This is a genomic window from Streptomyces sp. NPDC050988 (assembly GCF_044456225.1).
GTDB lineage: Bacteria > Actinomycetota > Actinomycetes > Streptomycetales > Streptomycetaceae > Streptomyces.
This window is the reverse complement of sequence record NZ_JBITFQ010000011.1, coordinates 144,726-171,298: the sequence shown is the minus strand read 5'-3', so window position 1 is coordinate 171,298 and position 26,573 is coordinate 144,726. Positions and strand designations below refer to the sequence as shown.

Annotated in this window: 20 protein-coding genes, 1 tRNA gene and 1 pseudogene; 18 read left to right on the top strand and 4 right to left on the bottom strand. The window is 71.1% G+C overall.

Annotated features, from left to right (window positions below; genetic code table 11):
• The first annotated feature begins 243 nt into the window (after window positions 1-243).
• From ACIBEI_RS24430 to ACIBEI_RS24390, 9 genes are all read left to right on the top strand, one after another.
• Window positions 244-834 carry a small secreted protein gene (locus ACIBEI_RS24430; RefSeq protein WP_398892178.1) on the top strand — a complete coding sequence of 197 codons (591 nt, stop codon included), beginning with the start codon at window positions 244-246 and terminating at the stop codon, window positions 832-834.
• Window positions 835-1,027: 193 nt separating this feature from the next.
• Window positions 1,028-2,548 (top strand): methyltransferase, encoded by a 1,521-nt coding sequence (locus tag ACIBEI_RS24425; RefSeq protein ID WP_398892176.1) that lies wholly within the window; start codon window positions 1,028-1,030, stop codon window positions 2,546-2,548.
• A gap of 156 nt (window positions 2,549-2,704) precedes the next feature.
• On the top strand, window positions 2,705-2,914 hold the full coding sequence (locus ACIBEI_RS24420; protein ID WP_398892174.1) for a hypothetical protein: 210 nt from the start codon (window positions 2,705-2,707) through the stop codon (window positions 2,912-2,914).
• A gap of 120 nt (window positions 2,915-3,034) precedes the next feature.
• A complete protein-coding gene (locus ACIBEI_RS24415; protein WP_200397419.1) occupies window positions 3,035-3,232 on the top strand; it encodes a hypothetical protein in 198 nt (65 codons plus the stop codon).
• Between the two features lie 369 nt (window positions 3,233-3,601).
• The gene (gene topA, locus ACIBEI_RS24410) at window positions 3,602-6,430 is read left to right on the top strand and encodes a type I DNA topoisomerase (RefSeq protein WP_398892172.1); all 2,829 of its coding nucleotides are present in this window, start codon (window positions 3,602-3,604) and stop codon (window positions 6,428-6,430) included.
• Between the two features lie 178 nt (window positions 6,431-6,608).
• A complete protein-coding gene (gene tmk / locus ACIBEI_RS24405; RefSeq protein ID WP_398892170.1) occupies window positions 6,609-9,944 on the top strand; it encodes a dTMP kinase in 3,336 nt (1,111 codons plus the stop codon).
• Between the two features lie 236 nt (window positions 9,945-10,180).
• Window positions 10,181-11,386 carry a DNA polymerase III subunit delta' gene (locus tag ACIBEI_RS24400; protein WP_190230608.1) on the top strand — a complete coding sequence of 402 codons (1,206 nt, stop codon included), beginning with the start codon at window positions 10,181-10,183 and terminating at the stop codon, window positions 11,384-11,386.
• Window positions 11,387-11,550: 164 nt separating this feature from the next.
• The gene (locus ACIBEI_RS24395) at window positions 11,551-13,155 is read left to right on the top strand and encodes an alpha/beta hydrolase (RefSeq protein WP_398892167.1); all 1,605 of its coding nucleotides are present in this window, start codon (window positions 11,551-11,553) and stop codon (window positions 13,153-13,155) included.
• Between the two features lie 102 nt (window positions 13,156-13,257).
• A tRNA-Thr gene (locus ACIBEI_RS24390) sits at window positions 13,258-13,331 on the top strand.
• Window positions 13,332-13,573: 242 nt separating this feature from the next.
• Here the strand turns inward: ACIBEI_RS24390 and ACIBEI_RS24385 are convergent.
• The 3 genes and pseudogenes from ACIBEI_RS24385 to ACIBEI_RS24375 form a co-directional block, all read right to left on the bottom strand.
• Window positions 13,574-13,944, bottom strand: a pseudogene (locus ACIBEI_RS24385) (transposase domain-containing protein); the annotation flags it as partial.
• Window positions 13,945-14,040: 96 nt separating this feature from the next.
• Entirely contained in the window at window positions 14,041-14,859 is an 819-nt protein-coding gene (locus ACIBEI_RS24380) for an HpcH/HpaI aldolase/citrate lyase family protein (protein ID WP_398892165.1), read from the bottom strand.
• Window positions 14,856-15,911 (bottom strand): alpha/beta hydrolase, encoded by a 1,056-nt coding sequence (locus tag ACIBEI_RS24375; protein ID WP_398892163.1) that lies wholly within the window; start codon window positions 15,909-15,911, stop codon window positions 14,856-14,858. The genes ACIBEI_RS24380 and ACIBEI_RS24375 overlap by 4 nt, the downstream gene beginning before the upstream one ends.
• 158 nt (window positions 15,912-16,069) lie before the next feature.
• Here ACIBEI_RS24375 and ACIBEI_RS24370 point away from each other — a divergent pair, with 158 nt between their 5' ends.
• From ACIBEI_RS24370 to ACIBEI_RS24335, 8 genes are all read left to right on the top strand, one after another.
• Window positions 16,070-16,618, top strand: coding sequence for a MaoC family dehydratase (locus tag ACIBEI_RS24370; RefSeq protein ID WP_398892161.1), 549 nt, complete (start codon window positions 16,070-16,072; stop codon window positions 16,616-16,618).
• The gene (locus tag ACIBEI_RS24365) at window positions 16,615-17,859 is read left to right on the top strand and encodes a CaiB/BaiF CoA transferase family protein (RefSeq protein WP_398892159.1); all 1,245 of its coding nucleotides are present in this window, start codon (window positions 16,615-16,617) and stop codon (window positions 17,857-17,859) included. Before ACIBEI_RS24370 ends, ACIBEI_RS24365 begins: the two co-directional genes overlap by 4 nt.
• Window positions 17,860-17,866: 7 nt before the next feature.
• Window positions 17,867-19,030 (top strand): acyl-CoA dehydrogenase family protein, encoded by a 1,164-nt coding sequence (locus tag ACIBEI_RS24360; RefSeq protein ID WP_398892157.1) that lies wholly within the window; start codon window positions 17,867-17,869, stop codon window positions 19,028-19,030.
• A gap of 66 nt (window positions 19,031-19,096) precedes the next feature.
• Window positions 19,097-20,320 carry a CaiB/BaiF CoA transferase family protein gene (locus ACIBEI_RS24355; protein WP_398892155.1) on the top strand — a complete coding sequence of 408 codons (1,224 nt, stop codon included), beginning with the start codon at window positions 19,097-19,099 and terminating at the stop codon, window positions 20,318-20,320.
• A 23-nt stretch (window positions 20,321-20,343) separates the two neighbouring features.
• The gene (locus tag ACIBEI_RS24350) at window positions 20,344-21,147 is read left to right on the top strand and encodes a citryl-CoA lyase (RefSeq protein WP_398892420.1); all 804 of its coding nucleotides are present in this window, start codon (window positions 20,344-20,346) and stop codon (window positions 21,145-21,147) included.
• A gap of 30 nt (window positions 21,148-21,177) precedes the next feature.
• On the top strand, window positions 21,178-22,065 hold the full coding sequence (locus tag ACIBEI_RS24345) for an extradiol ring-cleavage dioxygenase (RefSeq protein WP_398892153.1): 888 nt from the start codon (window positions 21,178-21,180) through the stop codon (window positions 22,063-22,065).
• Window positions 22,062-22,424: a hypothetical protein gene (locus tag ACIBEI_RS24340; protein ID WP_398892151.1), complete on the top strand. Its 363-nt coding sequence runs from the start codon at window positions 22,062-22,064 to the stop codon at window positions 22,422-22,424. Before ACIBEI_RS24345 ends, ACIBEI_RS24340 begins: the two co-directional genes overlap by 4 nt.
• A 13-nt stretch (window positions 22,425-22,437) precedes the next feature.
• Window positions 22,438-24,240, top strand: a complete 1,803-nt coding sequence (locus tag ACIBEI_RS24335) for an FAD-dependent oxidoreductase (RefSeq protein WP_398892149.1) — start codon at window positions 22,438-22,440, stop codon at window positions 24,238-24,240.
• A 32-nt stretch (window positions 24,241-24,272) separates the two neighbouring features.
• On the opposite strand, the gene ACIBEI_RS24330 is transcribed toward ACIBEI_RS24335, so the two are convergent.
• Window positions 24,273-25,085 (bottom strand): IclR family transcriptional regulator C-terminal domain-containing protein, encoded by an 813-nt coding sequence (locus ACIBEI_RS24330; protein WP_398892147.1) that lies wholly within the window; start codon window positions 25,083-25,085, stop codon window positions 24,273-24,275.
• Between the two features lie 175 nt (window positions 25,086-25,260).
• Here ACIBEI_RS24330 and ACIBEI_RS24325 point away from each other — a divergent pair, with 175 nt between their 5' ends.
• Window positions 25,261-26,454: an FAD-dependent oxidoreductase gene (locus ACIBEI_RS24325; RefSeq protein ID WP_398892145.1), complete on the top strand. Its 1,194-nt coding sequence runs from the start codon at window positions 25,261-25,263 to the stop codon at window positions 26,452-26,454.
• Window positions 26,455-26,573 lie beyond the last annotated feature (119 nt).

Here is a 26,573-nt window from a genome sequence, read left to right as displayed (position 1 = left end):
GCCCGCGGGGGGGGGGCCGCCCCCCCCCCCCCCCCGGCCGGCCGCCCGGCCCCCCCCCCCCCCCCCCCCCCCCCCGCGCCGCCCCGCCGCCCCCCCCCCCCCCCCCCCCCCCCGCCCGTGTGTGTCCACGCCCTGTTCGTGAGCCTTATCTCGCTTGGTGCAAATGGCTTCAATAACGGATGAAGTGGACCTTCGTCACGCTGGTGTCGCCCACTTGGCGTGTATGTTCCGGGGCCGAGAGCCATGGAAGGGACCAATCCGGTGAACAAGAAGCTCGCGGCCGCACTGTCCGGCGGTGCGGTACTGGTACTGGCGCTGTCGGGATGCAGCAGTGACGACAGCAGCGACAAGCTGAACTCCTGGGCCAAGCAGGTGTGTGACGCGGTGCAGCCGCAGGCGGTGAAGATCGAGGCCGCCAATACCGCGATCCAGAAGCAGACCTCGGACAACAGCACTCCGGCGGACGTCCAGAAGACCGACTCCAAGGCCTTCCAGGACATGTCCGACGCCTACAAGGCGATCGGTGCCGCTGTGGACAAGGCCGGGGCGCCCGACGTCGACGACGGCGAGAAGAAGCAGAAGGACGCCGTCACGGAGCTCAACACCATCTCCTCCTCGTACGCCGACCTCAAGAAGCAGGTCGACGACCTCGACACGAAGGACCAGGCGAAGTTCGCCGACGGTCTCAAGGGGATCGCCACCCAGCTCGACAAGCTCAGTCAGAGCGGCAACAACGCCCTCAAGAAGCTGGAGGAGGGCGACGTGGGCAAGGCGATGGCCAAGCAGGAGAGCTGCAAGTCCGCCACGGGGTCGCCGTCGGCGAGCAAGGCCTGAGACAGGGCCTGAAAGACGAGGCCTGAGTAACGAGATCTGCTCCAGGGGCAGCGATCGTTCGTCAACCGAAAGAGGGCCCGGTGCGCGCGCGTACCGGGCCCTCGGCATGGGTCCACAGCCGCTTTCCCCAGCCGTCGGCTCCGTCTGTCCACATGGCGCGCGCCACGGCGGCGCGAGCGGACACAATGGAGGCGTGAGTAACAGCAGCCAGGCACCGTTGCCCTCGTCCGACCGCACCGACGTCACCGCACGCCTGCGGGAGGCCCTCCTGGGCGCCTCCTTCAGCGCCGACGGGCTGCTCGACCTGCTCGGCGCCCCCGCGTACGCGGCGCTGGCCCGCAGCGAGACCGTGCCCGCGCTCCGGGCCACCCGGGGCGACTCATCGCTGGAGGCGCTCGTCCGGCTCTTCCTGCTGCAGCAGCCCGTGCCCCGCGCGCGCGTGGCGGACGTCCTGCCGGTGGAGGACTGCCTGGAGAGCGGCTGGCTGACCCGGACCGGTGGCGACGAGGTCGCGGCGACGGTCGATGTACGGCCCTACGGCGGCCCGGGCGGCGAGGACTGGTTCATCGTCTCGGACCTCGGCTGCGCGGTCGGCGGGGCCAGCGGCATCGGCAGCCGTGAGGAAGCGGTCGTACTCGGCGTGGGAGGTGCGTCCACGACGCTCGCGGGCATCACGGTGCGTACACCGGTGGGCTCGGCCCTCGACCTCGGCACCGGTTCCGGGATCCAGGCCCTGCACGCCGCGCAGCACGCCACGCGCGTGACCGCGACCGATCTCAACCCCCGTGCGCTGCACATCACCGCGCTCACGCTCGCCCTGTCCGGTGCCCCGGCGGCGGACCTGCGGGAGGGCTCCCTCTTCGAACCGATCGCGGACGACGAGACGTACGACCTGATCGTCTCCAATCCGCCCTTCGTGATCTCTCCCGGCGCCCGGCTCACCTACCGCGACGGCGGGATGGGCGGGGACGATCTGTGCCGCACGCTCGTTCAGGAGGCGGGCGACCGGCTGAACGACGGGGGGTACGCGCAGTTCCTCGCCAACTGGCAGCACGTGGAGGGCGAGGACTGGCAGGACCGGCTGCGGTCCTGGGTGCCACGCGGCTGTGACGCGTGGATCGTGCAGCGCGAGGTCCAGGACGTCACGCAGTACGCCGAACTGTGGCTTCGGGACGCGGGCGACCACCGCTCCGACCCGGTGGAGTACCAGACGCGGTACGACGCGTGGCTGGACGAGTTCGAGGCGCGGAAGGTGAAGTCCGTCGGCTTCGGCTGGATCAGCCTGCGCAAGTCGGCGGCCGCCCAGCCCTCGGTCGTCGTGGAGGAGTGGCCGCACCCCGTCGAACAGCCGCTCGGCGACACCGTGCGTGCGCACTTCGACCGCGTGGACTATCTGCGGGCGCACGACGACGCGGCCCTGCTCGCCGGGCACTTCAGGCTCGCGGGCGAGATCGTGCAGGAGCAGGTCGGGCTGCCCGGCGCCGAGGACCCCGAGCACGTCGTGCTGCGCCAGCACCGCGGGATGCGGCGGGCCACGAAGGTGGACACGGTCGGGGCGGGCTTCGCGGGCGTCTGCGACGGCACGCTGAGCGCGGGCCGGATCCTGGACGCCATCGCCCAACTGGTCGGAGAGGACCCGGTTCTGCTGCGGGACCGGACCCCGTCCCAGATCCGGCTGCTGGTCGAGCAGGGGTTCATCGAGCCCGCCCGGTGAGTTCTCCAGGGGGTCGACGGGTGAGCATCCCGGTCCGGCTCGCGTACGACGCGGACCCGGCCCGCATGTGGCCACGGGGCGCGCCGGGTTGATGCGCGAGGGCCCCGGACGGGGTTCGGCGTGCTCGACCTCCATCAAGCCTCGGGACACCGGCACGTGAAACCGGCCAACATCCTTCAGACACCGGACGCTTCCGGCGATCCGTACGCGCCCGTGCCGCCCGCCGACCACGGCATCGCCCTGCGGCCCGAGTCCCCCGAGCGCGGCTCGCCGCCGACATCCTCCGCCCGCCCGGCTGCCTCGCCCCCGCCGAGCCGCACACCGGCCCGGCGACAGGCACCGTCACCGACGCCCGGGGCGGTGTGACGGATTCCGCATGAGGGCGCACGGAGCTGTCCGCCCTGCGTTCACCCGGGGTTGGTGTTCCGGCTGCCCGGAGGTGTCAGCGTCCCGGTGCTGGGTACCAGAGGGCGGAGGAGACGAACCATGGAGAGCGGACCGGCGATCTTCACGGGATCGGTGTTCGCCCTGTTCGGAGGCGGTCTCCTGCTGTGGACGGCCGTCCGGCTGCGGCAGCGCGCCCCTGTCGCCCACGGGGTTCATCCCATGGCCTCCGCGGCGGTCGCGGCCTTCGCCGGGACGTCCGCGCTGCTCCTCGCCGTGTGGTGTTTCACTCGCACCTGAGCGTCGCTTCTTCCGGCGACACCCCCGGAGTCCTCTCGGCCGAGCCGGCCGCCCTGGCCGGGAACAATCACCTTCGGTGTCCGGGAATCGACGGCCGTCGGCCGTCGCGGACAAGGCCCGGGGCCCTCCGGAACGCAGGCCTCCAGTAACTGAGAGGTCACCCTCCGGATAGGTCCGAAACGGCAGGTCGGCACTCCGGGCGGCAGGAATGGCGGGAGTCGGGTTACCGTTCGAGTGGCCGTTGCGGGCTTTTCCCGTTTGACACGGGGGCGGGATGTACCGTCACACTCCGCAGCGTCAGCATGACCCGACCCCCGGGTTCAAGGCCTGGGGCGAGACCCCCTGCGTCGACCGGAGAGAAGAGCGAAGTTGTCCCCGACCAGCGAGACCGCACACGGCGGCCGCCGACTCGTCATCGTCGAGTCGCCTGCCAAGGCGAAGACGATCAAGGGCTATCTCGGCCCCGGCTACGTCGTCGAAGCGAGCGTCGGGCACATCCGCGACCTCCCCAACGGCGCCGCGGAGGTGCCCGAGAAGTACACCGGCGAGGTGCGCCGCCTCGGTGTGGACGTCGACAACGACTTCGAGCCGATCTACGTGGTCAACGCCGACAAGCGGGCCCAGGTCAAGAAGCTCAAGGACCTGCTCAAGGACTCCGACGAACTCTTCCTCGCCACCGATGAGGACCGCGAGGGCGAGGCCATCGCCTGGCACCTCCAGGAGGTGCTGAAGCCCAAGGTCCCGGTCAAGCGGATGGTCTTCCACGAGATCACCAAGGCCGCGATCCAGGCCGCCGTCGCCAACCCGCGCGAGCTCAACCAGAAGCTGGTCGACGCCCAGGAGACCCGCCGCATCCTCGACCGCCTCTACGGCTACGAGGTCTCGCCGGTCCTCTGGAAGAAGGTCATGCCCCGTCTGTCGGCGGGCCGTGTCCAGTCCGTCGCGACCCGTCTCGTCGTCGAGCGGGAGCGCGAGCGCATCGCCTTCCGTTCCGCCGAGTACTGGGACCTGACGGGCACCTTCGGCACCGGCCGCGCCGGTGACGCGAGCGACCCGGCCTCCCTGGTCGCCCGTCTGACCACGGTCGACGGCAAGCGCGTCGCCCAGGGCCGCGACTTCGACTCGCTCGGGCAGATCAAGGGCGCGAACACGCTCCACCTCGACGAGGTGGGCGCCCGCGCGCTGGCCGCTGCCCTGGAGAACACGAACTTCTCCGTACGGTCCGTCGAGTCGAAGCCGTACCGACGTTCGCCGTACGCGCCTTTCCGTACGACGACGCTCCAGCAGGAGGCCAGCCGCAAGCTCGGCTTCGGTGCCAAGGCGACGATGCAGGTGGCGCAGAAGCTGTACGAGAACGGCTTCATCACCTACATGCGTACGGACTCCACGACCCTCTCGGACACCGCGATCAGCGCGGCCCGAGCCCAGGTCACGCAGCTCTACGGTGCGAGCTATCTGCCGGACAAGCCGCGTACGTACGCCGGGAAGGTCAAGAACGCGCAGGAGGCGCACGAGGCGATCCGCCCCTCGGGTGATCGTTTCCGCACGCCGGCCGAGACGGGTCTGACCGGTGACCAGTTCAAGCTGTACGAGCTGATCTGGAAGCGGACCGTCGCCTCCCAGATGAAGGACGCGGTCGGAAACTCCGTCACCGTGAAGATCGCGGGCACGGCCTCCGACGGCCGTGACGCCGAGTTCAGCGCGTCCGGCAAGACCATCACCTTCCACGGCTTCCTCAAGGCCTACGTCGAGGGCGCCGACGACCCGAACGCCGAGCTGGACGACCGCGAGCGCCGACTTCCGCAGGTCAACGAGGGCGACCCGCTGTCCGCCGAGGAGATCTCGGTCGACGGCCACGCGACCAAGCCTCCGGCCCGCTACACCGAGGCCAGCCTGGTCAAGGAGCTCGAAGAGCGCGAGATCGGCCGCCCGTCGACGTACGCGTCGATCATCGGCACGATCCTCGACCGCGGCTATGTGTTCAAGAAGGGCACGGCACTCGTGCCGTCCTTCCTGTCCTTCGCCGTGGTCAACCTCCTGGAGAAGCACTTCGGGCGGCTCGTCGACTACGACTTCACCGCCAAGATGGAGGACGACCTCGACCGCATCGCGCGGGGCGAGGCCCAGGCCATTCCGTGGCTCAGGCGCTTCTACTTCGGCGAGGGCGACGCGACCGGCGCCGCGGAGGCGGGCAACGGCGACGGGGACCACCTCGGCGGTCTCAAGGAGCTCGTCACCGACCTCGGTGCCATCGACGCCCGCGAGGTGTCGTCGTTCCGCGTGGACGGCAGCGACATCATGCTGCGCGTCGGCCGCTACGGCCCGTACGTCGAGCGCGGCGAGAAGGACTCCGAGAACCACCAGCGCGCCGACGTGCCCGAGGACCTGGCACCCGACGAGCTGACCATCGAGCTCGCGGAGGAGCTGCTCGCCAAGCCGAGCGGTGACTTCGAGCTGGGCGCCGACCCCCAGTCGGGCCACCAGATCATCGCCAGGGACGGCCGCTACGGCCCGTACGTCACCGAGGTGCTCCCCGAGGGCACCCCGAAGACCGGCAAGAACGCCGTGAAGCCGCGCACGGCCTCGCTGTTCAAGTCGATGTCCCTCGACACGGTGACGCTGGCCGACGCCCTCAAGCTGATGTCCCTGCCGCGCGTAGTCGGCAAGGACGCCGAGGGCGTGGAGATCACCGCACAGAACGGGCGCTACGGGCCGTACCTGAAGAAGGGCACCGACTCGCGCTCCCTCCAGGCCGAGGACCAGCTCTTCACGATCACCCTCGACGAGGCCCTGGCGATCTACGCGCAGCCCAAGCAGCGCGGGCGCGCCGCCGCCAAGCCGCCGCTGAAGGAGCTCGGCGCGGACCCGGTCAGCGGGCAGCCCGTCGTCGTCAAGGACGGCCGCTTCGGTCCGTACGTCACCGATGGCGAGACCAACGCCACCCTGCGGTCCGGCGACAGCGTCGAGGAGATCACTCCGGAGCGCGGCTTCGAACTGCTCGCCGAGAAGCGCGCGAAGGCGCCCGCCAAGAAGACGGCGAAGAAGACGGCCGCCAAGAAGGCACCGGCCAAGAAGGCGCCGGCGAAGAAAACCGCCGCCAAGAAGACCGCGGCCACGAAAACGGCGGCAAAGAAGACCACTGCCAAGAAGACGACCGCAAAGAAGGCGACGGCTTCCCAGGCGACGGCCGAGGACTGAGGCCGCCGAGGACTGAGGCCGCCGGGGACCGAGGCTCTTGGGCCCCGCCTCCGACGGCGGGACCGAGTCCTCCACCTTTGGTTCGTGAAACGAACGCTCCCGCACCACTTGGTGACGGGGGCGTTCGCATGTTCGGGGGCCTATTCGGGGAGTCAGTCCCTCCCGATAGGCTGGCAGGATGACGCGAGCCGAGCAGCCAACGGCCCACAACCCGGCCCCCGACGACGCCCTGGTCGCAGATTCACGGGAGCGCGCCGTCCGGGCGCTGCTGCGTGTGCCGCAACTGAGGCGCCTGTGGAGCGCCCAGCTGGTGGGCGGCGTCGGCGACGCCCTCGCGCTGCTGGTGCTGGTCCTGCTCGCCCTCCAGGCGGCGGTCTCCGACGGCTCCTTCGGAGGCGGCTACCGCGGAGTGGCCCTCGCCGTGTCGGCGGTCTTCGGGGCACGGATTCTCGCCACCCTGCTCTTCGGGGCGGTCCTGCTCGGCCCGCTCACGTCCCTCACCTCCCAGGAGGGGCCGCTCGACCGCCGCTGGACCATGGTCGGCGCGGACGGTGTGCGGGCCGCGTTGCTGATCATCGCCCCCCTGTGGATCGACTGGACGCCGGAGAACGCGCTGGCCGTGCTCCTGGTGACGGCCTTCGTCATAGGGGTCGCCGAGCGCTTCTGGATGGTGTGCCGCGAGAGCGCGGCGCCCGCGCTGCTGCCCGCGCCGCCGCTGGAGGGCGCGACGGTACGCCCGCTGCCGGACCACATGGACGCGCTGCGGCGCCTGTCACTGCGTACGGGATTCGTGGCGGTGCCCCTCGCGGGGGCCACGCTCGTCGCCGCCTCGCTCGTCAACAACCTGCTGGGCGCGGGGCTCGAATGGTTCGCGCAGCACCAGGCCGCGCTCGCCTCGTACGTCTCAGCGGGCCTGTTCGCCGCGTCCCTGTCGGTGCTGACCTTCCTCGAACTGCCCGACGTGCGCACCCCGCGCGCGCGGTCGCCGCTCGAAGGGCTGCGCCGTCCGAAGACGGGCACCGGCATCGACAAGGGCCGCACCGGGGCCATCCCGCTCCTGGTGCTCGCCTGCGCGGCCGTCGCCGGGGCGATCGCGGCGGCCGTCGCCGTCTCCGTGCTGCACGCCAAGGACCTGGGCGGCGGTCCGGTGACGTACGGGCTGCTGGTGCTCGCGCTGACCGGCGGTGTCGTGATCGGCATCCGTACGGCCGCCAAGCTGCTGCCGTCCCTGTCCCGGCGCCGGCTGCTCGCGCTGGCGATCGCCTTCACGGGGATCGCGCTGCTCGCCGCGGGCCTCGTCCCGGACGTCACCACGGTCATCCTGATCGTCGGGCTTGCGGGCATCGGCGCGGGCGTCGCCGCCAACACCGGACACGCCCTGCTCGACCAGGAGGCCGAGGAGTACCGGCGCACGCGTACGACGGAACACCTGCACGCGGTCGTACGGGTCTTCGTCGCCCTGGGAGCGCTGGTGGCCCCTCTGGTGGCCGCAGCCATCGGCCCGCACCGCGTGGAGAACGGCAAGTTCGTGTTCGCGCACGGCGGTGCCGCCTTCACGCTGATGCTGGTCGGCGCGCTGCTGCTGCCGGTCGCCGCGCTGGTGCTGGCCAAGGCCGACGACCGCGCCGGGGTTCCGCTGCGGCACGACCTGCTGGACGCGCTGCGCGGCGGGGACGATCCCGTGCAGGCGGCTGCCGCGAAGGGCTTCTTCATCGCCCTGGAGGGTGGTGACGGGGCCGGGAAGTCGACCCAGGCCGAGGCGCTCGCGGAATGGATCCGCGCCAAGGGGCACGAGGTCGTGGTGACCCGCGAGCCGGGTGCCACGCCCGTCGGGAAGCGGCTGCGGTCGATCCTGCTCGACGTGTCGTCGGCCGGTCTCTCGCACCGCGCGGAGGCGCTGCTGTACGCCGCCGACCGCGCCGAGCACGTCGACACCGTCGTACGGCCCGCCCTGGCGCGGGGCGCGGTGGTCGTCTCCGACCGCTACATCGACTCCTCCGTGGCGTACCAGGGGGCCGGGCGTGACCTGTCCCCGACCGAGATCGCCCGTATCAACCGGTGGGCGACCGACGGGCTGGTGCCCCATCTGACCGTGCTGCTCGACGTGGCTCCGGAGACCGCCCGTGAGCGGTTCACCGAGGCGCCGGACCGGCTGGAGTCGGAGCCCGCCGAGTTCCACGCGCGCGTGCGGTCCGGTTTCCTGACGCTCGCGGCCGCCGATCCGGCGCGCTATCTGGTCGTCGACGCCGGGCAGGAGCCCGAGGCCGTCACGACCGTGATCCGGCACCGGCTGGATGTGGTGCTGCCGCTCTCCGAGGCCGAGATCAAGGCCAAGGAGGAGGCCCGCAAGGCCGCCGAGGAGGAAGCCCGTCGGCGCGCCGAGGAAGAGGCCGCCCGCAAGGCCGAGGAGGAGCGGCTGGAGCGCGAGCGCCAGGAGCAGCTCGCCCGGCTGCGCGCGGAGGAAGAGGAGCGCAAGCAGCGCGAGCTGGAGGAGGCCCAGCGGCGCGAGGCCGAGCGGCAGGCCGAGGAGGCCCGGCAGCGCGCCGAGGCGGCACGCGTGCGTGCCGAGCAGGAACAGGCGCGGCAGCTCGCGGAGGAGCAGGCCCGCGCGGCCGAGGAGGCGCGTCGGCAGAAGCAGGCCGAGGAGGAGGCGCGGCTCCGGGCCGAGGCCGAGGAGCGGCGGCTGGAGAAGCAGCGGAAGGCCGAGGAGGCGTTGCTCCGGGCCGAGCAGGCTCGGCGGGCGGAGGAGGCGCAGAGGGAGGCGGAGAGGGAGGCGGAGGCTTCCAGCGCGGCTGCGGCTGCCGCTGCCGCTGCGGCGGCTTCGAGTGCGGCGGATTCCGGAGCTTCCGGTGGTTCGGGCGCTTCCGGTGCTTCCGGAGGGGCTGGTTCCGGTGGTTCGGCGGGCGGTCGTGACCCCGAGACGGTGCCGACGCCCGTCGTGACACCCACGAACGCGTCCGGCGGACCGGCCGACGAGACGGCCGTGCTTCCTCCGGTGCCGCCTCGCGACGCCGGGCCCGACGACGCCGAGACGACCGTGCTGCCGCAGCCTCCCGCGCCGCAGGGAGCGGCCGACGAGACCGCTGTGCTGCCGCCGGTGCGGCCGGGGTCGGCTGCCGATGAGACTGCCGTGTTGCCCCCGGTGAGGCCGGGTTCGGCTGCTGACGAGACGGCTGTGTTGCCTCCGGTGCGGCCGGATTCCGCCGCAGACGAGACGGCTGTCCTTCCTCCCGTACGGGACGACCGTGGCGGCGGTGAGCAGGGGAGTGGTCCGGCGGACCGGGTGCCCCCGGGGTACTTCCGTGACGAGCGGCCGGGGAGCGAGGGCGGCGACGCCCGCACGCGCGAGCTGCCTCAGGTCGACGAGGACGGCACGCCTCGGCGACGTCCTCGTTCGGACTGGGCGGAGGAGACCCCGCTGGACGACCTCCCGACGCTGGCGGACGAGCTGCTGGGTCCGCGTGACGACGACGAGCCGGACGAGGGGCGGGGCCGGGGGCGCCGGCGGCGCTGACGGGCGGCCCGGGGCCCGAAGCCGGAAGGCCTCGGTGCGTGGCGGTCCTTGGCGGTCTGTGGCCTGCGGCTGCCTGTGGCCGGGGGCGGGCGGCGGCTGTGATGTGTGGCGGCTGTGCGGTGAGTGCCGGCGGCGGGTGCCGGTGGTGGGTGCGTGGGCCGTGTGGACCGCGTTGTCAGTCCCCTCCCGCACAATGGGATGCGCAAGGCACCGGTGCGACGGAAGGGCGGCATCCCATGACCGTGTGGGACGACCTGGTGGGCCAGGAGAAGGTGAGCGTGCAACTCGACGCCGCCGCCCGGGACGCCGACGCCCAGGTCACGGCGGTGGCGGACCACACGCCGGTCGCCGAGGCATCGAAGATGACGCACGCCTGGCTCTTCACGGGGCCGCCGGGTTCGGGCCGTTCCACCGCCGCGCGGGCCTTCGCCGCGGCCCTCCAGTGCGTGAGCCCCGACCGGGCTCTCGGCGGATCCCCCGGCTGCGGGTTCTGCGACGGCTGTCACACGAGCCTGATCGGCACCCACGCCGACGTGCAGATCATCCGCACCGACCTCCTCTCCATCGGCGTGAAGGAGACCCGCGATCTCGTACGCCGGGCACAGATGTCCCCGGCGGGCCGCCGCTGGCAGGTCATCATCGTGGAAGACGCCGACCGCCTCACGGAGGGCGCCGGAAACGTCCTTCTGAAGGCCATCGAGGAGCCCGCCCCCCGCACGGTCTGGCTCCTGTGCGCGCCCTCCATCGAGGACGTGCTGCCCACCATCCGCTCCCGCTGCCGTCACCTCACGCTCCGGACGCCTCCCGTGGACGCGGTCGCCGATGTCCTCGTACGCCGCGACGGCATCGAGCCGGACGTGGCGGCCGCCGTGGCCCGCGCCACCCAGGGCCACATCGGGCGGGCCCGCCGCCTCGCCACGGACGAGCGCGCCCGCGCGCGGCGTGCCGCCGTACTCAAACTGCCCCTTCGTGTCGACGACGTGGGCGCCTGCCTCAAGGCGGCCCAGGAGCTGATCGACGCGGCCTCCGAGGACGCCAAGCAGGTCGCCGAGGAGACCGATGTCAAGGAGACCGAGGACATGAAGGCGGCGCTCGGCGCGTCCCAGGGCGGCCGGATGCCGCGAGGCACCGCGGGCGTGATGAAGGAGCTGGAGGACAAGCAGAAGCGTCGCAAGACGCGTACGCAGCGCGACAGCCTCGACCTGGCCCTGATCGACCTCACGGCCTTCTACCGAGACGTCCTGGCACTCCAGTTCGGCACCAGCCTCGCCCTCGCCAACACGGAGATGCGGGACACCCTGGACCGGCTGGCGCGCGGCTCGTCGCCCGAGACCACCCTGCGCCGGATAGAGGCGATCGCCGCCTGCCGCGAGGCCCTCGACCGGAATGTGGCGCCGCTGCTTGCGGTGGAGGCGATGACGATGGCACTGCGGGCGGGTTGACGCCGCACCGGGACGCACGCTGCCCGTCCCGCCTGTGCTGCCCAGAGTTCGTGAAGCGTGCTGCCCGTCCTGCCCGTCCCGCCCGGAGTTGACGACGTCACTCGTACGAGGTCGGGTTGACAACTCTGGGCGACCGATTCGTCGCGCAGGGTTACGCTCGCTCGATGTACACCAGGCGCCGGCCCAGGTCACCTCGGGCCAACCGATCCCTTCGCGCGTGCGGCACGTTGCTCGCCGTCGCCGGACTGCTCGTCTCGGCCTGCTCCGCGGGGAGTTCGACGAGCTCCACGAGCCGGGCCGGAGCAGAGGCCGCGCTGCGTGCGCTGCCCGAGGCCACTCCGTCGGCGCTGGCCTCGTACTACGGTCAGCGGCCGGCCTGGCGCGCCTGTGGTGTGGCCGGATTCGAGTGCACCACGCTGAAGGCCCCGCTCGACTACGCCGAGCCGGCCAAGGGCGACGTCCGGCTGGCCGTATCCCGCAAGAAGGCCACGGGCCCGGGCAAGCGGCTCGGTTCGCTGCTGGTCAACCCGGGAGGACCGGGCGGTTCGGCGGTCGGTTACCTCGAGGCGTACGCCGGAATCGGCTACCCGGCGAAGGTCCGCGCCCGCTACGACATGGTGGCGATCGACCCGCGAGGCGTCGCCCGCAGCGAGCCCGTCGAATGCCTCACCGGGCGCGAGATGGACGCGTACACGCAGACGGACACGACCCCCGACAACGCACGCGAGACCGGTGAACTGGTCGATGCCTTCAAGGAGTTCGCGGAGGGCTGCGGGCGGCGCGCGGGGAATCTGCTGCGCCATGTGTCCACGGTCGAGGCGGCCCGTGACATGGACCTCGTGCGCGCGGCGCTGGGCGACGAGAAGCTGACGTACGTGGGTGCTTCGTACGGCACGTTCCTCGGGGCGACATACGCGGGCCTGTATCCGGAGCGGGTCGGCCGGCTCGTCCTGGACGGCGCGCTGGACCCGTCGCTGCCCGCGCGAAAGACGAACCAGGACCAGACGGCGGGCTTCGAGACGGCGTTCCAGTCCTTCGCCAAGGACTGCGTGCACGAGTCGGACTGCCCGCTGGGCGGCGCGGGCACGACGACGGAGCAGGTCGGCAAGAACCTGAAGGCCTTCTTCCGGCAACTGGACGGCGCCCCCATCGAGACGGGCGACGCGGACGGCCGCAAACTCGGCGAGGCGCTGGCCACGACGGGGGTCATCGCCGCGATGTACGACGAGGGGTCCTGGCCCCAACTGCGCGACGCCCTCGACATGGCCATGAAGGACAAGGACGGCGCGGGCCTGCTCGCCCTCTCCGACAGCTATTACGAGCGCGACTCCGACGGCAAGTACGAGAACCTGATGTTCGCCAACGCGGCGGTCAACTGTCTGGACCTGCCGGCCGCGTTCTCCTCCCCCGAGGAGGTGAAGGAGGCGCTCCCCTCCTTCGAGCAGGCCTCCCCGGTCTTCGGCGAGAGCCTCGCCTGGGCCTCCCTGAACTGCGCGTACTGGCCTGTGAAGGCGACCGGCGAAGCCCACAGCATCGAGGCGAAGGGCGCCGCCCCCATCGTGGTCGTCGGCACCGTCCGTGACCCCGCGACCCCCTACCGCTGGGCCCAGGCCCTCGCCGCCCAGCTCTCCTCCGGCACCCTCCTCACCTACGACGGCGACGGCCACACGGCCTACGGGCGGGGCAGCGCCTGCATCGACTCCGCGATCAACGAATACCTCCTCGAAGGCACCCCTCCGAAGAACGGAAAGCGCTGCTCAGGGGCGTGATCACGCCGTCCGCCGGGGGTGCTCCCGAGGCCTGTGCGGAGCACCCCCCGAAACTGTGTAGACTTACGCACGTTGCCGATCGCACCATAGTTCTGGCAGCGCGCCGCCTTAGCTCAGATGGCCAGAGCAACGCACTCGTAATGCGTAGGTCTCGGGTTCGAATCCCGAAGGCGGCTCTGTGGAAGCCTCAGGACTCACTCGCCGTGACCTGGGGCTTTTGCTTTTCTTGACCTCCCCCGGTGAGAGTTGAAGCGCCCGGCGAGCCCGCCGACGGCTATGTGAGGCCGAGGTGCGGCCATTTCTGCGGCGGCGCTGCAGAGGTGTGGCCACCAGCGCGAGCCGGGCCGGTCGGGAGCCCACGGCTCGGCGAGCATCCGGGAAGTGTCCAGGCCGCAGACCGTCAGTGGGCCGGGATCGCCACGCGTGGCTGGTCGGGGGCCTTGACGGAGCTGCAGCCGTCCAGCGCGACGGTCCGCCGGCGCCGGTAGCAGACCCCGGGCGTGGCCGGACGGGCCACCGGTCCAGCCATGAGTTTGTCCCGGACCCGGGCATAGCCCAGCGAGGGGAACAGGACCAGAACGAGCAGGAAGTACACCCCGACCCGCGAGGGTAGCCGTCGTAGCCGCTGCTCGACGGCACGGTCCGTACCAGCACGTCATCGACGAGATTAGAAGGTGCATGCTGGGTCAGCTCAGCCAGATGCCCCGGTGCGTAGACGCTTTCGGTGACGGTGACGGCACGGGTGAACACTGCGGTGGCACAGTCCCGTTGTGCTTCCCGGAGCCGCACCACCGCCGGGAAGGTCAAGTGGACAAGCCCAGCCACCGCCCAACTGCGCGGCCTTGGACCTGGGTCAGACTGCTTAGTAGCAGGTCGGGGAAGGTGCTACGGGCGGCTCAGCAGACGGTGGGCCCGTTCGAGGACGGGCCGGTCGACCATGCGTCCGTTCAGTACCGTGACCGACCCGTCGGTCGCGGCCCTGACGATCTCGCGGGCCCGCTCGCGTTCCTCGTCCGACGGCGTGAACACACCGGTCACCGGCGGTACTTGACGAGGATGGACGCACAGTTTGCCGGTGAACCCGAGCGCCGCCGCCCGTTCGGCGTCGGTCACCAGCGCGCGCTCGTCGTGCAGCGCGGTCGTGACCCCGTCGAGCGGAGGGGCCACGCTGGCCGCGGCCGACGCGAGCACCAGATGGGAGCGGGTGTACGCCAGCGCCGTCGGATCGTCCGGGTCGACGCCGAGTTCGGCCGCGAGGTCGACGCTGCCGAAGCCGGCGCGGATCACGCCGGGCGTCGCGCACACGGCGCGGGCGTCCAGCACCCCGGCCGCGGTCTCCAGGAGCGGGACGACGGACGAGCCCGCGGGCAGCCGGGACAGCAGGTCGGTGATCTGGTCCGGCCGTTCGGCTTTCGGCAGCATCACCGTGCGAGGGCGGTCCGAGAGGGCGGCCACGTCCTGTTCGTACCAGGGGGTGGCGGGGCCGTTGATCCGTACGATGCCGGTGCCCCCGTCGGACAGCCAGGCGAGGACGTGCCTGCGGGCCTCGTCCTTGGCGTCGGGGGCCACGGCGTCCTCCAGGTCGAGGACGATGCCGTCGGCGCCCGCGGCAGCGGCTTTGGCGAACCGGTCGGGGCGGTGGCCTGGAACGAACAGCAGGGTTCGTGCGGAGGCGAGTTGCTGCGGATCGGCGGGGCCCTTCACCGGGCGCCCCGCTTGTCCAGCCAGTCGAGGATGACCTGGAGTGTCTCGCGGTTGTTCTTCTCCAGCATCATGCCGTGGCCGTTGCCGTGCACGCCGTGGTCGGCGAGCCGCACCAACTCGGCATCGCAGCCCGCCTGTTCCAGGAAGGCCATCAGGTGCCCGTCGAAGAGGACGAACGGTGACGCCTCGGCGGTGACCACGGCGATCGGCACCCGCGCCAGGTTCGGCAGTCTGCGTGCCGGTTCCGCCTGGAGGGTCATCGGGATGCCGCTGTCCGTGTCCTGGGTGAGCAGGCTCAGTTCGGTGGGGTCGGCCGCGGGAGGGTCGTAGGTCAGCGGGGCGGCCGCCAGGCCCCAGTCCAGGGAGAAGACTCCCGGGCGTACGGCGAACGGGGGGCCGAGGGTCTCGACGGCGACCAGCGCTTTGACGAGTTCGGGCCGGGCGTCGGCGGCGAGGTACCCGGCCGGGCCGCCGGCCGAGTGGCAGACGACGATCGCGGGGCCGATCCGGTCCAACAGCTCGGCCATGCGGGCCTGTTCCAGCGCGTGCATCGCCGCTGTGTCCGCGAGCATCGGCCCGCTGCCCGCCATGGCCTGGCCGACCACCGGGTCGTCGGCCGTGCGGCCGCCGGGCCACTGCGTGTGCCCCTCCGCGAACGCGTCGGGGGCGAAGATCCCCAGGTACGCCTCGGTCGGCATCATCGGCGCCATCGCCCCGAGCACGTCCGGGTGGTGCGGTGACCTGCCGTGTCCGGGGCGGTCCACGACGTAGACGGTGAAGCCCTCCCGCACCAGATGCCTGGCCCATCCGGGGCGGTCGTCCGGAGTGCCCAGGTAGTCCAGGCCCTGGCCGCCGCCCCCGTGCACCAGCACCACCGGATACGGATGGCGTTCCTCGGCGGGCGACTCCCACTCGACGTACATCTGACCGCGCGGCACGGTTCCGCCGCCTCCGGCCGGAGTGCTCTGAGCGGTCGGTTCGGCCCCTATCCAGAAGAACCCTCTGCGCGAGGCGATCGGTTCGCCCACTGCCGATTCACTCACTGCGTTCACCGCCCTATCGTTCGCTGACCGAACATCTCGTAGAGTGAGGTTAGGGGTGCGAAGGGGGCGCGTCAACGAAGTCGGTCTGAAAATGTTCGGTGAGCGCACGAATGTGCGCTACAGTGACATCACTCAGCCGACGTCACGTTGACCGGAAGGCACGAGCCATGACCGATCAGGCCCACCGCAGCGGGCGTTTCTACGAGGACTTCGCGGTCGGCGACGTCTATCGGCACCCGCTGGGGCGCACCGTCAGCGAGGCGGACAACACCTGGTTCACGTTGCTGACGATGAACACGCACCAGGCACACTTCAACGCCCACTACGCCGAGGGCACCCCGTACAAGAAGGTCCTGGTCAACTCGGGTTTCACCATCGCGCTGGTGCTCGGCCAGACCGTCCTCGACATCAGCCAGAACGCGGTCGCCAACCTGGAGATGACCGACGTCAGGCTGCTCCACCCGGTCTTCGTCGGCGACACCCTGTACGCCGAGTCGATCTGCACCGCCGTACGCTCGTCGCGCTCCCGCCCCTCGGTGGGAATCGTCACCACCCACACCCGGGCCCTGAACCAGGACGGCGAGACCTGCCTCTCCTTCACCCGCTCGGTGATGGTCAACCGGCGCGACTCCCCGCACGCAGGCACTCCCTTCCCCGAGGCGAGGGGCGGCCCGCTGACCCTCCCGGAGACGGGTGATATGGGGGAGACGGCATGAGCGGGCCCCTCGCCGGACTGCGGATCCTCGCCGTCGAGCAGTACGGCGCCGGCCCGTTCGGCTCGCTGCACCTGGCCGATCTCGGCGCCGAGGTCATCAAGATCGAGGACCCGTCCGTCGGCGGCGACGTGGGCCGGGGCGTACCGCCCTACGCCCGCGACGCCGACTCGCTCTTCTTCCAGTCCCTCAACCGCAACAAGCGCTCGGTCGCCCTCGACCTGACGAACCCGGCCGGCCGGGAGGTCTTCGAGGAACTCGTCCGCCACAGCGACGCCGTCTTCTCCAACCTGCGCGGCGATGTCCCGGCCAAGATCCGGATCACCTACGACGACCTCAAGCACCTCAACCCGCGCATCGTCTGCTGCTCGCTCAGCGGCTTCGGCATGAACGGCCCGCGCCGCGACCAGCCCGGCTACGACTACGTCCTCCAGGGCCTGGCCGGCTGGATGACGATGACCGGCGACCCCGACGGCCCGCCCACCAAGTCCGGCCTCTCCCTGGTCGACTTCTCCGGCGGAACGGCCGCCGCACTCGCCCTGCTCGCCGGCGTGCACGGGGCCCGCACCACCGGCACCGGCATGGACTGCGACGTCAGCCTCTACGACACGGCGATGTCGATGCTCAACTACCTCGCCGCCTGGCACCTCAACGCCGGGTACGAACCCCGCCGCACGGCGCAGTCGGCGCACCCGAGCCTGGTGCCGTTCCAGAACTTCCGCACCGGCGACGACTGGATCGTCATCGCCTGCCCGAAGGAGAAGTTCTGGGTGCGACTGCTGCGCGTCCTCGGTGAGCCGTCCTGGGGCGGCGATCCCCGGTTCGCGTCGTTCGAGACCCGCCACGAGCACGCGGCCGACCTCGTCCCCCTCATCGAGAAGGAACTCTCCCGGCACGGCACCGACACCTGGGTCCGGCTGCTGGAGGCCGACGGCGTCCCGTGCGCTCGCGTCAACACGGTCGCCGAGGCCTTGGCCGAAGAACACACCCTGGCAAGGGAGTTGATCGTCACCGCCGAACACCCGGAGTGGGGCGAGGTGCGCCAGGTGCTCACCGCCGCACGGGCCGGCACGGCGCGCGCCACCCACACCCGGGCCCCGCGACTGGGCGAGGACACCGACGACGTACTGGCCGAACTGTGCGGCTACGACATGACGAAGCGTCAGGAACTGGGCTCGGCAGGGGCGTTCGGTGCAGCCATCGCCACAGATACGGACGTCGCCGCCCCGGAAACGAAGGAATGAGAACCCCATGGACTTCACGCTCAACGACGAGCAGCGGCAATTCCGCCGCACCGTGCGCGACTTCGTCGACAAGGACATCGTCCCGGTCGCCCGTGAGTGGGAGCAGAGCGGGCGCTACCCGGCGGAGATCGTCGAGACGATGAAGGAGATGGGCCTGTTCGGCCTGCTGATCCCCGAGGAGTACGGCGGACTCGCGGTCGACCTGGTCTCCTTCGCCCTGGTCTTCGAGGAGATAGCCCGTGGCTGGATGGGTGTGGCCGGCATCCTCGGCAGCCACTCCCTCGCCACCTGGATGATCGCCAAGCACGGCACCGAGGACCAACGCGCCCGCTATCTCCCGGAGTTGGCCACCGGTGAGCGCCGTACCGGCATCGCCCTCACCGAGCCGGACGCCGGCAGCGACCTCCAGGGCATCACCACCCGCGCCCGCCTCGACGGCGACCACTACGTCGTCGACGGCACCAAGATGTGGATCACCAACGCCCGTTACGCCGACCCCATGCCGGTCCTGGTCAAGACCGACCCCGCCGCCTCCCCGGCCCACCGGGGCATGAGCATCCTGCTCGTCGACGCGGACACCCCCGGCTACGAGATCACCCGCGACCTGCCCAAGCTCGGCTACAACGGCCCCGAGACCTGCGAGATCGTGCTGACGGGCGTACGGGTGCCGAAGGAGAACCTGCTCGGCGGCGTCGAGGGCCGCGGCCTCCAACAGGCCCTGTCCGCACTGGAGGTGGGCCGCATCAACGTGGCCGCCCGCAGCGTCGGCATCGCCCAGCGCGCCTACGACGAAGCCCTCGACTACTCCCGGCAGCGGCGGGCCTTCGGTCGGCCCATCGCCGACTTCCAGGCGATCCAGCTGAAGATCGCCGACATGGCGACCGGCGTCCAGAGCGCCCGCCTGCTCACCTACTGGGCGGCGAGCCGCAAGGACGAGACGGAACGCGCCGACCTGGAGACCGGCATGGCCAAGCTGCACGCGTCCGAAGTCGCCGTCAGCGCCGCTCAGGAGGCCATGCGCGTGCACGGCGCGTACGGCTACTCCAAGGAGTACGAGGTCGAGCGGCTGTTCCGCGACTCGATGCTGATGAGCATCGGCGAGGGCACCAGCGACATCCTGCGCACGGTGATCGCCAAGAAGCTCGTCGCGGGCGACGGCCGGGTCGGCTGACACCCCGCCCGTCCCGTCCCATCCCCTCCCGGCCCTGATCCCACCACTTGGAAACGAGGTGAGGGCATGTCCACGCGCCCTCAGCAGGAACCCACCCCCCGCCCCCCGGGCCCGCTCAGCGGCCTCCTCGTCGCGGACTTCTCCCGGATCCTCGCCGGCCCCTACGCCACCATGCTGCTCGCCGACCTGGGCGCCGAGGTCATCAAGGTCGAGAGCCCCGGCGGCGACGACACCCGGACCTGGATGCCGCCGGTCCGGGACGGGATCTCGACGTACTACCTCGCTATCAACCGCAACAAGCGCTCCGTGGCACTGGACCTGCGCAAACCCGAGGACCTGGAAGCGGCCCGTGAACTCGCCGCCCGCGCCGACGTGTTGATCGAGAACTTCAAGCCCGGCGGCCTGAAGCGGTTCGGCCTCGACCACGAGACGGTCAGCGTCGGCAACCCCGGTGTCGTCTACGCCTCGATCAGCGGCTTCGGCCCGGGTGCCGGTGCCGCACTCCCTGGCTACGACCTGATGGTGCAGGCGATGTCCGGGCTGATGAGCCTTACCGGGGACTCGGACGGCTCCCCGTATCGCGCGGGCATCTCGGTGTTCGACGTGATGACCGGACTGCACACGACCATCGGCATCCTCGCCGCCCTGCGCCACCGCGAGGCGACCGGACAGGGCCAGCACCTCGAACTCAACCTGCTGTCCTCGGCGTTGTCCGGCCTCGTCAACCACACGGGCGCGTACGCCGCCGCAGGCGTCGTCCCGTTCCGCATGGGCAACGCGCACCCCAGCCTGTTCCCGTACGAGCCACTGCCCACCGCCGACGGCGAGTTGATCGTCATCGCGGGCAACGACGGCCAGTTCCACAAGCTGTGCGAGGTGCTGGGCGTGCCCGAACTCGTCGACGACCCGCGCTTCGCGCACAACCAGGACCGCACCGCGCATCGAGAAGAGCTGCGCCCGCTGCTGGTGGAAAGGCTGGTCAAGCGGACCAAGGACGAGTGGTTCCGCGACCTGACGGCGGCCGGGGTGCCGTCCGCGCCGATCAACACCATCGACGGAGGAGTCGCCTTGGCCGAGGAGTTGGGTCTCGGTCCGCTCGTCGAGGCGGGCGAGGGGGAGTCCGCCGTGCCCGGCATCCGCAACCCCATCACCTTCTCCGCCACCCCGCCGCGCTACGACCTGCCGCCGCCCGCCCTGGACGAGCACGGCGAGGAGATCCGCGCCTGGCTGCGGGCGGAGCGACCGCGCACGTCGACGCCGCACCACACGCGAACGGAGACCGGCCGATGAGCACCCCGGACGGACCACAGCCGATGACCAGCCCGGACGGCAACTACCCCACCTCGCTGGGCACTTCGGACGCCGACACCATCCGGCTGCTCGGCCAGGACCTCACCGAGGACCTCATGGGCGAGGTCGGCTTCGGTGAACTTGCCCTCTGGCTGGTCACGTTGCGCCGCCCCACCCCCTCCGAGGTGCGGGTCTTCGAGGCGGTCCTGGTCGCCCTAGCCGACCACGGCTTCACCCCCACGGCGATCGCCGCCCGCCTGACCTACCTCAGCGCCCCCGAGTCGCTCCAGGGCGCGCTCGCCTCCGGACTACTCGGCGGCGGCTCCCGGTTCCTCGGCGTCACCGAGGACTGCGGCCGGTTCCTGGCCGACACCCTGGCCGAGATCGACGGCCCGTTGCCCGACGACGACGCGGGCTTCGACGCCCTCGCCCTGGACGCCGTAACCCGGGCCCGTGCCGAGCGACGGCTGGTGCCGGGGCTCGGGCACCCGGTACACAAGAAGGGCGACCCGCGCACCCCGGTCCTGCTGCGCATCGCCGAGGAGGAGGGCCTGCGCGGTCCGCACCTGCGGCTGTTCGAGGCCGTCGGCCGTGTCCACCCCCAAGTCCTCGGCCGGACACTCCCGTTGAACGGAGCTGGAGTCTGCGGCGCCGCCCTCGCCGACCTGGGCCTCCCGCCCGACCTGCTGCGCGGCTTCGCCCTGCTCGCCCGCACCGCCGGACTGCTGGGCCACATCGCCGAGGAACGCCGGCAACCCGTCGCCTACGACGTGTACATGGGCGTCGACCGCAACGCGGTGTACGTCACGCCCGACACCTCTGCCTGAAGACCTGAAGACCTGAAGAGAGGAGCCGCCATGGCCACCCTGGCCGCGGTCATCGCCTCCACCCACCACCCCTTCTACTACAAGGCCAGCACCGCCACCGGCGAGGACAGACCGCCGTACGCCGACGCCTGGGTCGCCAAGATCGAGGCGTTCCGCGAGACGCTGACCCGGGCCCGGCCCGATGTCCTCGTCATGGTCGGTTCCGACCACTTCCATCAGCTGTGGCTGGACAACATGCCGCAGTTCCTGGTCGGCAAGGCGCCCTTCTACGACGCCAACTGGTACAACGAGGAACGGGAGTTCGGCCTGCCGCGGATGCTCCTGCGCGGCCAGGAGGACCTCTCCTCGCACATCCTGCGGCACGGCCTCGACGCCGGCTTCGACCTCGCCTTCAGCAACGAGCTGCGGATCGACCACAGCATCACCTGCCCGATCATCACGCTCCGCCCCGAAGCCGATCTCCCGATCGTGCCGATCTACACCAACATCTTCGCCCCGCCCCTCCCCCAACCCTCCCGGTTCGTCCAACTGGGCAAGGCCATCCGGGAGTTGATCGAGTCCTGGCCCAGCCATCTCAGGGTCGCCGTGATCGGCACCGGGCATCTCTCGCTCGAACTCGGCGGACCGCGCCAGTTCGGCCCGCACGGTCCCGACCCCGAGTTCGACCACAAGGCGGTGCGCTGGATCGCCGACGGCGACATCGAGGGCTGCCTGTCGGAGGTGACCCTGGACAGTCTGTGGACGCCGGGCAACGCCACCCACGGGTTCATGGACTTCATGCTGATGATGGGCGTCGCGGGCGAGGGCGTGAAGGCCGACCACGCCGACACGCTCGACCTGTTCCACACCATGGAGGCCTACTTCACCTGGTACCCGAACGGGCTCCCGGCCGACCTGACTTCGGGGGTGCGGGCATGAGCAGGTACCTGCTGAACAAGTTCCTCTACACCGTCGACCGCGACCCCGAACTGGTCGAGCGCTACCGGGAGAAGCCCCAGGAGACGGTGTCCTGGTGGGAGGCCGAGCGCGCCGGCCAGCTGCTGGGCGCGATCCCCGCCGAGGCGACGACCTGGCTGAGGTTCACCGACGAGGAGCGCGAGGCGCTGGCCGCGCACGACTACGTGCGGCTCTTCGCACTCGGCGCGCACCCGTTCCTGACCCTCACCCTCTTCATCGCGATGTTCGAGCGCGACTACGCCGAACCCCTCGCGTTCCAGCGGGAGTACGCGGCCCGACTGGCCCACTTCTCCCTGCCCTACCCCGACATCACGACCTGAGACGAGGCCAGAGTTGAGCACGGAAACCGACACCGAAACCGGCAGCGAGACGGCCACCGGCCCGGAAAGCGGCTACGACACCGACGTCCTCGTCGTCGGCTCGGGACCGGCCGGCGCCTCCGCCGCGCTGTTCCTGGCGACGTACGGCATACGCGTCCGGCTGATCACCAAGTACGGCGCGCCCGCGGACACTCCGCGGGCCCACATCACCAACCAGCGGACCATGGAGGCGCTGCGGGACGTGGGGGTGGAGGAGCGCCTGATGAGCGAGGCCACGCCCTGGGAGCTGATGAGCAACACGACCTTCTGCACCAGCCTGGCCGGGGAGGAGCTGGGCCGGGTCCCGTCCTGGGGCACCGCGCCCGACCGGCACGCCGACTACGTGCTGCAGAGCCCCTGTTCGATGGTCGACGCCCCGCAGACCATCGTGGAGCCGATCCTGGTCCAGGAGGCGCAGAAGCGCGGCGCGAAGATACGGTTCGACAGCGAGTACCTCTCCCATGAGCAGGATGCCGACGGTGTCACCAGCCGGGTGCGGGACCGGCTGTCCGGCCAGGAGTACACCGTCCGCTCGCGCTATCTGATCGGTGCCGACGGTGCCCGCAGCACGGTCGCGGACCACCTGGGCCTGCCCTTCGAGGGCCCGGGCCCGGTCTCGGGAGCCCTCGGCATCATCTTCGAGGCCGACCTGTCGCGCTTCGTCGCGCACCGCCCGTCGGTCCTCTACTGGATGCTCCAGCCGGGCGCGGACAAGCAGGGTGTCGGCCTCGGCGTGCTGCGCATGGTCAAGCCGTGGCACGAATGGATGCTCATGTGGGGCTACGACCCCGCCGTGGGCCCGCCCGAGCTGACCGAGGAGTTCATCCGCGAACTCGCCGTACAGCTCGTGGGATCCGACGACTTCGAGATGAAGGTCAAGTCGTCCTCGCCCTGGACCGTCAACCACCACTTCGCCACGACCATCGCCAAGGGCCGGGTGTTCTGCGCGGGCGACGCGATCCACCGCCACCCGCCGACGAACGGCCTCGGCTCCAACACCTCCGTCCAGGACTCCTACAACCTGTGCTGGAAGCTGGCCCACGTCATACGCGGCACCGCGAACGCGTCCCTGCTCGACAGCTACGACGCCGAACGCGCCCCGATCGCACGGCAGATAGTGGAGCGCGCCAACCAGTCCATCGCCGACACCGGCCGCATCGTTGAGGCGCTGGAGCTGACCGACACCTCCGACGCGTCGGTACTCGACGAGCACCTCACGGCGCGCAAGGAGCCGGGGGAGCGGGGCGAGCGGATCCGGCGGGCGCTGCGCGAGGCCATCGCGTACAAGTCGTTCGAGTTCAACGCGCACGGCGTCGAGCACAACCAGCGCTACGCCTCCGGAGCGGTCGTCCCCGACGGCTCGGGCCCGGAGGAGTTCGCCCGCGACCCGCAGCTGTACGCGCAGCCCACGACCAGGCCGGGCGCCAAGCTGCCGCACACCTGGGTGACGCGGCGGGGACGGAAGGTGTCCACCCTCGACCTGGGCGGGAAGGGCGAGTTCAGCGTCGTCACCGGCATCGGGGGCGAGCCCTGGCTCAAGGCCGCCGCCGCCCTCTCGGCGGACCGCGGACTGACCCTGCGTCCGCTGTCGATCGGTCCCGGTGAGGAGTACGAGGACCCGTACGGCACCTGGTCGGAGCTGGCCGGGATCTCCGACGGCGGGGTCCTGCTGGTCCGCCCGGACCTGTACGTCGCCTACCGGCACACCGCCGCGCCCGCCTCCCCGGAGGAGGCGCACCGGCTGCTGTCCGAGGCGCTGACGGCCGTACTGGGATAGGGAGTTAGGGAGTTGTGATCGCGCGGGGCGCCTCAGGCGAGGGTGCCCCGCGTCTCGCCGTGGGCCAGGGCGGTGGAGACGGCCTCCGCCGTCTTGCGCAGGGGCGGCAGACAGCGCTCGCGCAGGTCGTCGACGGTGGTGCGGGCGGAGTTCGACGACACGCTCAGCGCGGCCGTGGTGCGGCCGGCCCGGCCGGTGACCGGCACCGCGACCGCGACCAGTCCGGTCTCCAACTCCTGGTCGACCAGGGCCCATCCGCGTTCCCGCACTGCCTCCAGTTCCGCGAGGAACTCGTCCGGGTCCACGAGCGTGCCCGGCGTGTGGGCCCGCAGCGGCTCCCCGGCGAGATAGGCGTCGAGTTCCTCGTCGTCGAGGGCGGCGAGCAGGACCCGGCCGGAGGCGGTGGCGTGGGCCGGCAGCCGGGCGCCGATGCCGCCGCCGACGGTCATGACCCGCCGGGTGTGCACCCGCGCCACGTACACGATGTCCGGCAGGTCCAGCGTGACCATCGAGCAGGACTCGTCGATCTCCCGCACCAGGTCGGCCATGAGTTCCCGGGTGATCTCGTCGGTGCCCAGCGAGGCGAAGTAGTTCCAGCCGAGGTTCAGCACCTTCGGCGTCAGGGAGAACGTCCGGCCACTGGCCTTGACGTAGCCCAGTGCCTTGAGGGTCAGCAGGATGCGCCGGGCGCTCGCGCGCGCGATGCCGGTGAGCTGTGCGACCTCGCTCAGGGTCAGGGCGGGGCGCTCGTGGCCGAAGGTCTCCAGCACGGCCATCGCGCGTTCCAGCTGCTCCAGCCGCTCACCCGGTGCGGGTCCGTCGGCAGGGGTCTCCGTGTTCGCCATGGCCGCAGCCTACTGGCTGAAAGGGCCCCCTTCCCGCATTTGTGCGGTCAGCGAACGTTTGGCTATGGACGCGAACGAGGCGGAGTTGTACGCTCAGCGAACATCAGGGCGTTCACTGAACGCTTTGAAGGGTCGCGTGGACGGTGCAAGGACGCGCCGGAGGAAGGGATCACCGATGAAACAGACCGACGTGGTCGTCGTGGGAGCAGGCCCGGTCGGCGTGCTCAACGCCCTGGGCCTGGCCCGGGCGGGCGTCTCGGTGACGCTGCTGGAGAGCGAGCCCGCGATCGTGCAGTCACCCCGGGCCGTGGTCTACCACTGGTCCGTCCTGGAAGGCATCGAACGCCTCGGCATCCTCGACGAGGCCGTCCGGGCCGGATTCACCAAGCAGGACTACACCTACCTGGTCCTCGCCACCGGAGAGCGAATCAGTATGGGGATGGGCGTACTTGAGGGCCGCGTCCGCCACCCCTACAACCTGCACCTGGGACAGCACCGCCTCGCCGAGATCGCGTTGGAACACCTCCGCCGACTCGGCGCCACCGTCAGCTTCGGCACCCGCGTCACCGGACTCGCCCAGGACGACGACGGCGTCACCGTCACCGCCGAAACCCCGGACGGGCCCGCCGAGTTCAGGGCCGGCTGGGTGATCGGAGCGGACGGCGCCCGCAGCGCGGTTCGCGGGCTGCTCGGCCTGGACTTCGAGGGCATGACCTGGCCGGAACGGTTCGTGGCCACCAACATCCGCTACGACTTCGAGGCCCACGGTTACGGCCGCTCCACCCTCCAGATCGACGCGCGCGACGGCGCGATCATCGCCAAGATCGACGAGACCGGCCTGTGGCGGTGCACCTACTGCGAACCCCTGGACCTCCCCGAGGAGGAGGTCCAGGACCGGATGCCGGCCGTCTTCGAGCGTATCCTGCCGGGCGCCGAGGGCTACGAACTCGTCCAGTACTCGCCGTACCGCATGCACCAGCGCGCCGCCACCCGCTTCCGCGCCGGACGCGTCCTGCTCGCCGGGGACGCCGCCCACGCGACCAACCCGGCCGGCGGACTCGGCCTCACCTCCGGCCTGTTCGACACGTTCGTCCTCTACGACGCCCTCGCCGCCGTCGTCCAGGGACGCGCCGAAGACGACGTACTCGACCGCTACGCGGAGGAACGCCGCCGCGTCTTCCTCGACGTCGCCTCACCGGCCGCAGGCGAGAACAAGCGCCTTATCTACCACTCCGAGGACCCGGCCCGCCTGGCACAGGACCTCGACCGGCTGCGCCGCATGGCCAAGGACGAGCAACTCCTGCTGGAGCGCTTCCTGTTCAGCAAGCGGATCGAAACCCCGGCGCTGGTCCGGAGCCAGAAGGACTAAGCGCTCCGCTGGAGACACGGCGATGTGCCGTCGTTCGGCTGCGGCGCCGTCGTGGCTGGTCGCGCCCACGCGGCGGTAGCCGCATATCGATGCGGCCCCGCGCTCCTTAAGGGCACTGC